Source organism: uncultured Amaricoccus sp., assembly GCF_937858865.1.
Taxonomy (GTDB): domain Bacteria; phylum Pseudomonadota; class Alphaproteobacteria; order Rhodobacterales; family Rhodobacteraceae; genus Amaricoccus.
Window position 1 is genome coordinate 1 of the sequence record NZ_CALLYO010000418.1, and the last position, 9,448, is coordinate 9,448.

General features: G+C 72.3%; 12 protein-coding genes and 1 pseudogene. 5 read left to right on the top strand and 8 right to left on the bottom strand.

Annotated features, from left to right (window positions below; genetic code table 11):
• Positions 1 to 181, bottom strand: a 181-nt coding sequence (locus Q0112_RS12350) for a hypothetical protein (protein WP_297975773.1), incomplete at its 3' end; no start/stop codon positions are given.
• A gap of 416 nt (positions 182 to 597) precedes the next feature.
• On the opposite strand from Q0112_RS12350, the gene Q0112_RS12355 reads away from it, so the two are divergent.
• Genes Q0112_RS12355 through Q0112_RS12365 form a run of 3 tightly spaced genes read left to right on the top strand, consistent with a single transcriptional unit; the run spans position 598 to position 2,062 of the window.
• A complete protein-coding gene (locus tag Q0112_RS12355) occupies positions 598 to 792 on the top strand; it encodes a hypothetical protein (protein WP_297975775.1) in 195 nt (64 codons plus the stop codon).
• Between the two features lie 2 nt (positions 793 to 794).
• Positions 795 to 1,097, top strand: coding sequence for a GNAT family N-acetyltransferase (locus tag Q0112_RS12360; protein WP_297975788.1), 303 nt, complete (start codon positions 795 to 797; stop codon positions 1,095 to 1,097).
• Positions 1,094 to 2,062: a pirin family protein gene (locus tag Q0112_RS12365; RefSeq protein ID WP_297975777.1), complete on the top strand. Its 969-nt coding sequence runs from the start codon at positions 1,094 to 1,096 to the stop codon at positions 2,060 to 2,062. The genes Q0112_RS12360 and Q0112_RS12365 overlap by 4 nt, the downstream gene beginning before the upstream one ends.
• On the opposite strand, the gene Q0112_RS12370 is transcribed toward Q0112_RS12365, so the two are convergent.
• From Q0112_RS12370 to Q0112_RS12390, 5 genes are all read right to left on the bottom strand, one after another.
• Positions 2,055 to 3,155 carry a CCA tRNA nucleotidyltransferase gene (locus Q0112_RS12370; RefSeq protein ID WP_297975790.1) on the bottom strand — a complete coding sequence of 367 codons (1,101 nt, stop codon included), beginning with the start codon at positions 3,153 to 3,155 and terminating at the stop codon, positions 2,055 to 2,057. The two genes, Q0112_RS12365 and Q0112_RS12370, sit on opposite strands and share 8 nt — an antisense overlap.
• 62 nt (positions 3,156 to 3,217) lie before the next feature.
• Entirely contained in the window at positions 3,218 to 3,826 is a 609-nt protein-coding gene (locus Q0112_RS12375) for a CoA pyrophosphatase (RefSeq protein ID WP_324563860.1), read from the bottom strand.
• Between the two features lie 160 nt (positions 3,827 to 3,986).
• Entirely contained in the window at positions 3,987 to 4,988 is a 1,002-nt protein-coding gene (gene gap / locus Q0112_RS12380; protein WP_297975779.1) for a type I glyceraldehyde-3-phosphate dehydrogenase, read from the bottom strand.
• 103 nt (positions 4,989 to 5,091) lie between these two features.
• On the bottom strand, positions 5,092 to 6,579 hold the full coding sequence (gene glpK, locus Q0112_RS12385; protein ID WP_297975781.1) for a glycerol kinase GlpK: 1,488 nt from the start codon (positions 6,577 to 6,579) through the stop codon (positions 5,092 to 5,094).
• 104 nt (positions 6,580 to 6,683) lie between these two features.
• Positions 6,684 to 7,133: a universal stress protein gene (locus Q0112_RS12390; protein WP_297975782.1), complete on the bottom strand. Its 450-nt coding sequence runs from the start codon at positions 7,131 to 7,133 to the stop codon at positions 6,684 to 6,686.
• 194 nt (positions 7,134 to 7,327) lie between these two features.
• Here Q0112_RS12390 and Q0112_RS12395 point away from each other — a divergent pair, with 194 nt between their 5' ends.
• Both Q0112_RS12395 and Q0112_RS12400 read left to right on the top strand, forming a co-directional pair.
• Positions 7,328 to 8,107: a DeoR/GlpR family DNA-binding transcription regulator gene (locus Q0112_RS12395; RefSeq protein ID WP_297975784.1), complete on the top strand. Its 780-nt coding sequence runs from the start codon at positions 7,328 to 7,330 to the stop codon at positions 8,105 to 8,107.
• A 263-nt stretch (positions 8,108 to 8,370) separates the two neighbouring features.
• A pseudogene (locus Q0112_RS12400) lies at positions 8,371 to 8,721 on the top strand (SET domain-containing protein-lysine N-methyltransferase); the annotation flags it as partial.
• 128 nt (positions 8,722 to 8,849) lie between these two features.
• Here the strand turns inward: Q0112_RS12400 and Q0112_RS12405 are convergent.
• Both Q0112_RS12405 and Q0112_RS12410 read right to left on the bottom strand, forming a co-directional pair.
• The gene (locus Q0112_RS12405; protein WP_297975786.1) at positions 8,850 to 9,299 is read right to left on the bottom strand and encodes a response regulator; all 450 of its coding nucleotides are present in this window, start codon (positions 9,297 to 9,299) and stop codon (positions 8,850 to 8,852) included.
• Positions 9,289 to 9,448 (bottom strand): ATP-binding protein (locus Q0112_RS12410; protein WP_297975794.1); only part of this gene is annotated, 160 nt, incomplete at its 5' end. The genes Q0112_RS12410 and Q0112_RS12405, both read right to left, overlap by 11 nt.

A 9,448-nucleotide genomic window follows, 5' to 3' on the forward strand; every position in this document is an offset into this window, starting at 1 on the left:
CGCGTCCCTTCTGGAACGGGCTGACCAGCTCGTCGCCGAGCGAGGAGCCGGCGAGCGCGTGGCGGGAGGCCGGCCGGGGGTGAAGATGCAGCGCGCCCTCGACGAGCTCGGCGACCATGTGCGGCGGAGCGTCCAGGACGTCCTGGTAGGTGGCCGGCGCACGTCTGGTATGCTCGTTCATCCCCTCGACGATATCCCAATCCGGGCAGGGCGTCACTCGGTCGTTCGCCTGCGGCCGGGCCGTGGCGCTCGGGCGCGCGAGGTCCGAAGGCCTACGGAAGGGGCTGGCGCGTCGCACTGGGGCCGGGCGAGGAGAGGCGCACCAGTTCCGGCCGCCCGAGAGCGGACCGGGCCTGGTGCGCGGCAGCCAAAAGCAGCGGAACGAGACCCGCCAGCACACACTCCAGATACCCGGCCGCCATCTCGTCACTCCGTCCAGCGCGACGCGGAGCAACCCTGCGCGGCAAAGCTTAAGGCGCCGTTACCCGCGCCGGCGGCCCGGAAGTTTCCGCCGCGGGGACAATCCATTGCCGGGCGGCGGCTTTGGCGGCCGGCCGAATCGGCCTATCTCTGGGGTCAACCAGAGGATCGTTCGCGATGCTGAACCGGATCGAGGGCTGCACCACGTCACGTCGATGGCGTCCGACGCGCGGGCCGACGACGCCTTCCTCCCCGACACCCTCGGGCTCCCTCGCGCGCCACCGGCATCCGCACGGCCACGAGATCGACCGCACCGAGATCGCCGCGGTGGCGGAATTCCTGCACAGCCAAGAAGGAGAGGCGACGTCATGACCATCGAGCAGACCGAGATCGAGCGCGAGGACAAGGGCAGCAAGGGACGCTACGTCTACCGCGCGAACGGCGCGGAGGCGGAGGTGACCTTCTCCAGGGCCGGCGAGGGCCTCGTCATCATCGACCACACCGGGGTGCCGGACGCCTTCCGCGGCCAGGGCGTCGGGCAGGCGCTGGTGACGCGCGCGGTCGCCGACTTCCGCGCCGAGGGCAGGAAGGTGCTGCCGCTCTGCCCGTTCGCGGCGGCGCAGTTCCGCCGGCATCCCGAATGGGCCGACCTCCTGCAGGAGCGGAGCGGGACGTGAGCTGGAACCCGACGCTCGACCCGACCTGCCCGACCGCCGACGCGGTCGACGCCATCGAGACGCTGATCGTGCCGCGCGCCCGCGACATCGGCGGCTTCGAGGTGCGCCGCGCTCTGCCGGCGCCGGCGCGGCAGATGGTCGGCCCGTTCATCTTCTTCGACCAGATGGGCCCGGCCGAGTTCGTCACCGGCCAGGGGGTCGACGTGCGGCCGCATCCGCACATCGGGCTCGCCACCGTCACCTATCTCTTCCGCGGCGAGTTCCAGCACCGCGACAGCCTCGGCACCGACCAGATGATCCGCCCGGGCGCGGTCAACTGGATGATCGCCGGCCGGGGGGTGACGCATTCCGAGCGCACCAGCGCGGCGACGCGGCAGCGGCCGCACGAGCTCTTCGGCATCCAGACCTGGGTGGCGCTGCCCGAATCGGCCGAGGACGACGCGGCCGGCTTCGAGCACCAGGGCAAGGAGGCGCTGCCGGTCATCGAGGCCGAGGGGGCGCGCGCGCGGCTGATCCTCGGCAGCGCCTGGGGCAGGCGGGCGCCGGTCAGGGTCTTCGGCGAGATCTTCTATGCCGACGTCGAGCTCGCGCCCGGGGCGAAGGCGCCGCTGCCGGACGGGCACGAGGACCGCGGGCTCTACGTCGTCTCCGGCAGCATCACGGTCGGCGGGCAGGACCATGGCGCGGCGCGGATGATGGTCTTCCGCCCCGGCGACCGGCTGCACGTCACCGCCGGGCCGGCAGGGGCGCGGCTGATCCTGCTCGGCGGCGAGACGATGCCGGGGCCGCGCTTCATCTGGTGGAACTTCGTCGCCTCCTCGCGCGAGCGGATCGAGGCGGCGAAGGAGGCCTGGCGCGCCGGCGACTGGGCGCACGGGCGCTTCCGGCTGCCGCCGGGGGACGAGGCGGAGTTCATCCCGCTGCCCGAGGAGCGGCCGGGGACGCGGCCGCGCGCGGTCAGCTAGGGTGGCGCCCGGCGAGGAGCGCCGCGGCGTCGAGGCGGAAGTCGGAGGCGAGCCAGGCCTCCTCGAGCTCGGCGAGGGCCCGGCCGAGGGCCGGGCCCGCGAGGCCGACGTCGGCCGAAGCGACCGGGAAGACGGCGGCGGCGCCGCGGGCGATCTCGGCCTCGAGGTCGGCGGGCGGCGGGGCGGCGAGCGTCGCCGCGCGCACCAGGGCGGCGTCGCGGGCGGCCTCGGGCCCGAGCCGCCAGGCGGCGACGGCCGGCGGCTCGCCGGCGGCCAGCGCGGTGGCGGCTGCCGCGACGGCGCGCGCGTCGGCGCGCGAGAGGCGGATGCGTTGCGTCCATTCCGGCCGCCAGCCGAGCGCGGCGAGGCGGCGCTGCCAGCGCGGCGGCGCGCCGGCCACGGCCTCGGCATGGACGAGGGGGGCGAGCGGCGTGGCGTCGGCGCCGGGCAGGACGCGGGCGAGGATGCCGGTCGCCGCCATGGCGGCGACGGCGGGCGCGGGGTCGGCGGCGGCGAGGAGGCGGGTGATCTCGCCGCCGACCCGCTCGCGCGAGAGGCGGTCGAGCCCCTCCTGCAGCGCGGCGCAGGCGGCGAGGCCCTCGGCGTCGAGGCCGCCGCCCGGGTCGCCGTACCAGGCGGTGAAGCGGAAGAAGCGCAGGATGCGCAGATAGTCCTCGCCGATGCGGGCGGCGGGGTCGCCGACGAAGCGCACCCGCCCGGCCTCGAGGTCGGCGAGCCCGCCGAGCGGGTCGATGAGCGTGCCGTCGGGGCGGCAGTAGAGCGCGTTCATGGTGAAGTCGCGCCGGCTCGCGTCCTCGGCGAGGTCGGCGGAGAAGGCGACGGTGGCGTGGCGGCCGTCGGTCGCGACGTCGCGGCGGAAGGTCGTGACCTCGAACGGACGGCCGGCGGCGATCACCGTGACCGTGCCGTGGGCGATGCCGGTCGGGACGGCCTCGAGCCCGGCGGCGATGGCGATCCCGGTCACTTCCTCGGGCGGGGCGTCGGTGGCGATGTCGATGTCGGCGACCGGGCGGCCGAGCAGCGTGTTGCGCACGCAGCCGCCGACCGGCAGCGCCTCGCGGCCGGCGGCCATCAGCGCGCCGCAGACGGCGCGGGTGCCGGGCGCGTCGAGCCAGGGCGCCTCGATGCGGCGGGTCACGACGGCAGCACCCGGTCGGAGAGCGCCTTCAGCATCCGCGCGGTGGCGCCCCAGATATAGTGCGGGCCGTAGGGGATGACGTAGTAGCGGCGCAGCACGCCCTGCCAGACGCGGCCGTGCACCTGCAGGTTGGCCGGGTCGAGGACGAAGGCGAGCGGCACCTCGAAGACCTCCTCGACCTCGGCCGGGTCGGGGCGCGGCCGGAAGCCGGGATCGACGACGCCGACGAAGGGCTGCACGGCGAAGCTCGTCACCGTCTCGTGCGGATCGAGGGTGCCGAGCACCTCGACCTGGGCGGGGGGGAGCGCGATCTCCTCCTCCGCCTCGCGCAGCGCGGCGGCGAGCGGAGTGGGATCGCCCGGCTCCTGCTTGCCGCCCGGGAAGGCGACCTGGCCCGGATGGTGGCGCAGCAGCGCGGCGCGGCGGGTCAGGATCAGGTTCACGCCCGACCCGCGCTCGACCAGCGGCACCAGCACCGAGGCCGGCCGCAGCGGCCGGCGCGCCGGCCGCGGGGCGTCCGGGTTGAGGTCGTAGTCCGACGAGCCGCCGGCCGGCGCCTCGAGCGCGCGGCGGATGCGCGGCAGGTTGAGGGTCATCCGGTCCATGGCCGTTACATGGCCGGCGGCGCGCCGCGGCACAAGGGCCGCCGACGCCGGCAGGACGGCGGCAACCTTCATGAAGGCCGGGTTAACGCCACCGGCAGATCCCAGGGATTTCAGACAGTTGCCGGGAGTCGCACGCGTGCGACTCCCGGTGCGGCGGCGCTCAGATCAGCTTGCCGAAGGCGACGGCGGTGTCGGCCATGCGGCAGGAGAAGCCCCATTCGTTGTCGTACCAGGACATCACCCGCACGAAGGTGCCGTCGAGCACCTTGGTCTGGTCGATGTGGAAGACCGAGGAGTGGCTGTCGTGGTTGAAGTCCGAGGAGACGAGCTTCTCCTCGGTATAGCCGAGGATCCCCTTCAGCTCGCCGTCGGCCGCCTGCTTGATCGCGGCGGTGATCTCCTCGACCGAGGTCGGGCGCTTGGCGAGGAACTTGAAGTCGACGACCGAGACGTTGGGCGTCGGCACCCGGATCGCCACGCCGTCGAGCTTGCCGTTGAGCTCGGGCAGCACCAGCCCGACCGCCTTGGCGGCGCCGGTCGAGGTCGGGATCATCGAGAGCGCCGCCGCGCGGGCGCGGTAGAGATCCTTGTGCATCGTGTCGAGCGTCGGCTGGTCGCCGGTGTAGCTGTGGATCGTGGTCATGAAGCCCTTGTCGATCCCGATGGCGTTGTTGAGCACGTAGGCGACCGGCGACAGGCAGTTCGTCGTGCAGGAGGCGTTCGAGATGACCCGGTCTTCCCTGGTCAGCGCCTTGTCGTTGACGCCGAAGACGATGGTCTTGTCGGCGCCCTTGGCCGGGGCGGAGACGATGACCCGCTTCGAGCCGTTCTCGAGGTGCAGCGCCGCCTTCTCCCGGTCGGTGAAGATGCCGGTGCATTCGAGCGCCACGTCCACGTCCTTCCACGGCAGCGCCTTGGGGTCGCGCTCGGCGGTCACCCGGATCGGGCCGCGGCCCACGTCGATCGTGTCGCCCTTCACCGTGACCGTGCCGGGGAAGCGGCCGTGCACCGAGTCGTAGCGCACGAGGTGGGCGTTGGTCTCGACCGGTCCGAGATCGTTGAGCGCGACGACCTCGATGTCGGTGCGCCCCGACTCGACGATCGCGCGGAGCACGTTGCGTCCGATCCGGCCGAAGCCGTTGATGCCAACCTTGACCGCCATGTTCGCTTCTCCTCACTCATCCGGCGCGCTCGGGATACGCGCTCGGGATACAGGCCCGCGCCGCGCCCCGCAAGCGCGGGCGCGGCGAATCCTTGCCGCGCCCTCAGGCCCGGCTCAGCGTCCGGCCCACCGCGTCGCGCCAGCCGGCATAGCGGTCCTCGCGGAGGCCCGCGTCCATCGCCGGCTCGAAGCGGCGGTCGAGCGCCCAGCTGCGGGCGAACTCCTCCGGCCCCGGATAGACCCCGGCCTGCATCCCGGCCAGCCAGGCGGCGCCGAGGGCGGTCGTCTCCAGCACCCTCGGGCGGTCGACCGGCGCGCCGAGGGTGTCGGCCAGGCCCTGCAGCACCCAGTCGTTCGCCGTCATGCCGCCGTCCACCCGCAGCACGGTGTCGCCGATCTCCGGCCAGTCGGCGCGCATCGCCTCGAGGAGGTCGCGGGTCTGGTAGGCGACGCTCTCGAGCGCCGCGCGGGCGAACTCCGCCGGGCCGGAGCTGCGGGTGAGCCCGAAGATGGCGCCGCGGCAGTCGGGGTCCCAGTAGGGCGCGCCGAGGCCGGTGAAGGCGGGCACCAGGTAGAGCCGCTGCCCGGGGTCGGCGGCCTCGGCCAGCGCCTGCGTCTCGGAGGCCTGGCGGATGATCCTGAGGCCGTCGCGCAGCCACTGCACCACGGCGCCGGCGATGAAGATCGAGCCCTCGAGCGCATAGGTCGGCCGGCCGTCGAGCTGGTAGGCGATGGTGGTGAGCAGCCGGTTGCGGCTCGCGACCGGCGTCTCGCCGGTGTTGAGCACGGCGAAGCAGCCGGTGCCGTAGGTGGCCTTGAGCATCCCCGGGCGGAAGCAGGCCTGCCCGACCGTCGCCGCCTGCTGGTCGCCGGCGACGCCGCGGATCGGCACCGCGCGGCCGAAGAGGTCGGCGCGGGCGAGGCCGAAGTCGCCCGCCGAGTCGCGCACCTCGGGCAGCATCGCCATGGGGATGTCGAGCAGCCCGCAGATCTCCTCGTCCCAGCGACCCTCGCGGATGTTGTAGAGGAGCGTCCGCGCCGCGTTGGTGGCGTCGGTCGCATGCACCGCGCCGCCGGTCAGCCGCCAGATGAGCCAGCTGTCGACGGTGCCGAAGAGGAGCCGCCCGGCGCGCGCCCTCTCCCGCGCGCCCTCGTGGGCGTCGAGGAGCCACTTGAGCTTGGTGCCGGAGAAGTAGGGGTCGAGGAGGAGCCCGGTGCGCTCGGTGATCGTCGCCTCGTGCCCGGCGGCGCGCAGCTCGGCGCAGAGGCCGCTGGTGCGGCGGTCCTGCCAGACGATGGCGCGGCCGAGCGGCTGGCCGGTCTCGCGGTCCCAGACGACGGTGGTCTCGCGCTGGTTGGTGATGCCGATGCCGGCGATGGCGCCCGGCGCGACGCCGGCCCGCTCGAGCGCGGCGCGGCAGACGGCGGCGGTCGAGGACCAGATGTCGGCCGGGTCGTGCTCGACCCAGCCCGACTGCGGGAAGTGCTGCGGGAACTCCTCCTGCGCCACCGCGGCGATCCCCATGCGCTCGTCGAAGACGATGGCGCGGCTCGAGGTGGTGCCCTGGTCGATGGCGAGGATGCAGGTCAAGCGGGCCTCCCTGGCGGCCCGCACGCGGCGGCGGGCTTCGACGCGCATGGGGACCCGGGCGCCCCCGGCGTGTCAAGCCGGAGCGCCGGCCCCGGCCGCCCGCGTCAGCGCACGACGAGGACCGAGATCTCCGCGCTCTGCACCACCCGCGACGCCGTGCTGCCGAGCAGGAAGCGCTCGAAGCCGTGCCGCCCGTGCGAGGTGAGGACGATCAGGTCGCAGGAGCGCGCGGCGGCCGTCTCGAGGATGGCCTTGCCCGGCACGCTGTTCGCGACGTGGAGCGTGTCGCAGGCGACCCCGGCCTCCTCCGCCGCCTTCCGCGCGCTGGAGAGGGCGGCATCGGCGATCTTCTGGCAACCGGCGCCGTAGGCCTCGACCGCCTGCTGGTCGGTGAAGAAGCCGAGCCGGGTCCCGAGGTCGTAGGCCGGGAAGGGCTCGCTGGCGATCACGATCGTGACCTTCGCGCCCGAGGCCTTCGCGAGGTCGAGCCCCGCCTGCACCCCCTTGGCCGAAAGCTCCGACCCGTCCGTCGCAATCAGGATGTTCCGGTACATGTCCTTCCCCCGCCGTCCGCTGTCCCCTCCAAAGTGCAGGCGCGGAGGCGGACTTGCAAGCCCGGCCGGGGCCGCCGCCTGCCGCCGCCGGGCCGCCGCAGGCGCGGCCGGGCGGTGAAACGAAATTGCGTCCGCTTGCGTGCACCGCGCGCCCGGCGTATGAGAGACGCCGCCTCCATTTCCGCAAGACCCTGATGGCCCAGAACTTCCGCCAGTCCGAGATCCTGACGATTGCGCGCGAGGCGGGGAAGGTGACTGTCGAGGAGCTGGCGGCGCGCTTCAACGTCACGGCGCAGACCATCCGGCGCGATCTCGGCGATCTCTGCGAGGTCGGCCAGCTCACCCGCGTCCACGGCGGCGCGACCATCCCCTCCGGGGTGATCGCGCTCGGCTACGAGGACCGCCGCAGCCTGGCGAGCCAGGAGAAGGACGCGATCGCCCGCATGGTGGCGCAGCAGATCCCCGACGGGGTCTCGCTCTTCATGAACATCGGCACGACGACCGAGGCGGTGGCGCGCGCGCTCCTCAAGCACCGCAACCTCATGGTCATCACCAACAACCTCAACGTGGCGAACATCCTCGCCACCAGCCCCAACTCCGAGGTGATCGTCGCCGGCGGCATCCTGCGCCGCGCGGACGGGGCGCTGGTCGGCGACGTGACGGCCGAGTTCATCGCCCAGTTCAAGGTCGACTACGCGATCATCGGCTCGGCGGCGGTCGATCCCGACGGCTCGCTGCTCGACTACGACTTCCGCGAGGTCCGGGTGGCGCAGGCGATCATCAGGAACGCGCGCAAGAGCTACCTCGTCGCCGATCATACCAAGTTCAAGATGTCGGCGCCGGTCCGCATCGCCAGTCTCGCCGATCTCGACGGCTTCTTCACCGATGTCGCGCCGCCCAAGTCGATCGTGCAGCTCTGCGCCGAGCACGACGTCTTCATCCGCACCGTCGAGAACGCGACGCGGCCCCGCTGAGCGGCCGCCTGTTCTGCCCCGTTCGTTCCCGTTTGCTGCCTTCCAAGGCGTTAATACTCGTTTTACGAGTAAAAACCGATGCAAACACGCCTTAGTTTGCACCGATAATAAATTAGCTCTTGCACGCTTAACGCGAATATATATCGCTAAGATACACGTTATGGTGTGGCCTTCGCGGATGCGGCGTCACTCTTCGAACGGAGTTCGCTCGTGCTGCCGTCACCTCGGGCCCGGACAAGTAACGTACGGTCAATGTGCAGGAGATGAACTTGGGCTGGAATGTGAATATTGAGGTCAAGCGTAGTGCCGTACACGGTAGCGGAGTGTTCGCCGCCGAAAGGATCCCGGCGGGAACCAAGGTGTGGCAGTACGATCCGTCGATGCACGTCTGCACCCGGACGGCGCTGGCCAGGCTGGACCCATCGGTCCTGTCGCATGCGCTCTTCGCGGGATACGTGCACGAGCCGTCCGGGCTCTTTCTCTGGTACACCGACGGCATGGACTACATGAACCATGCCGACGGCAAGGCGGCCAACGTGGGGCTCTACTACTGGCCGAAGCTCTGCGAGGACCACATCGTCGCGCTGCGCGACATCGAGCCGGGAGAGGAGCTGCTCGAGGACTATCGCAACTGCCTGCGGGCGGGGCTCGACCCGAACCACTGGCTGGTGCCGCTCTATCGCGCCTTCTGCCCGACGCACTACAACTTCCTGCTCGGGATCTTCGGCCTCGACGAGCCGGCCTATCCCGCCGCCGCGCCTCTCGAGGGCGGCAGGAAGCTGCGCAAGGTCGCGGTCAGCGCCTCGAGCAGGATCGGCTTGGACAGGACGGCGGCGAAGCCGCAGGCCAAGCAGGCGGCGTGAACCTCCGGGCTGACGTTCGCCGTCACCGCGATGATGGGGGGAGCCTGACGTCCCGCCCGCCGCCGTATCTCGGCGGCGGCGGCGAAGCCGTCGAGGCGCGGCATGTGCAGGTCGAGCAGCACGACGCGCGGGCGTAGCCTGTCGGCCATCTCCACGCCTTCCGCGCCGTCGGTCGCGACCACGGCCTGGTAGCCGGTCTTCTGCAGCATGGTGCGCAGGATGAGCGCGTTGGTGCGGTTGTCCTCGACGACGAGGATCACGTCGCCGGGCGAGGCGTGCGGCGCGGCCTCGCTGCCGGCCACCACGCGCGGCTTGAACTCAAGCGGCATCGGGCACCTCCTCGGGCCGCGCCGCCTCGTCGAACACCGCGGTGAAGACGAAGGTGGACCCCGCGCCGAGCTCGCTCGACACGGTGATCTCGCCGCCCATCGCCTGCACCAGCTTCTCGCTGATCGCGAGGCCGAGCCCGGTGCCCTCG